The sequence below is a fragment of the Aquicoccus porphyridii genome, assembly GCF_008369105.1.
Lineage (GTDB): Bacteria > Pseudomonadota > Alphaproteobacteria > Rhodobacterales > Rhodobacteraceae > Aquicoccus > Aquicoccus porphyridii.
Genome location: NZ_VINQ01000152.1, coordinates 1 through 420 on the forward strand (window position 1 = coordinate 1; position 420 = coordinate 420).

Consider the following 420-nt stretch of genomic DNA (forward strand, 5'->3'; position numbering starts at 1 on the left):
CAGCGCAACCGCGCGCCGATGGTGCTGATCGCCAGCCAGATCGTTACCCCGCAACTGGGCATGGAGTTTCCCCAGGAGGTCGACTTCAAGGCGGTCTACGCCAGCTGCTCGGTGTTCTGCGAGCAGGTGCACAGCCCGGAACAGGCGCGCCGGGTGGTGGCCCTGGCCTGCCAGGCGGCGCTCAACCGGCGCGGCGTGGCGGTGGTGATCCTGCCGGCCGACATCAGCCAGGCCACGGTGAAGGACGACCTGCCGTTCTCGGTGCATTTCCCGCAACCGGTGCTGCGCCCCAGCGACGCCGAACTGCAGGACGTCGCCCGCCTGCTGGCCCACGGCAAGAAGATCGGCATCTACGCCGGCTCCGGCTGCCAGGGCGCCCACGACCTGCTGGTGGCCCTCGCCGACCGCCTCAAGGCGCCC

Annotated in this window: 1 pseudogene; it reads left to right on the plus strand. The window is 70.7% G+C overall.

What is annotated here, in order from left to right:
• Positions 1 to 420: pseudogene (locus FLO80_RS23990) on the plus strand (thiamine pyrophosphate-binding protein); the annotation flags it as partial.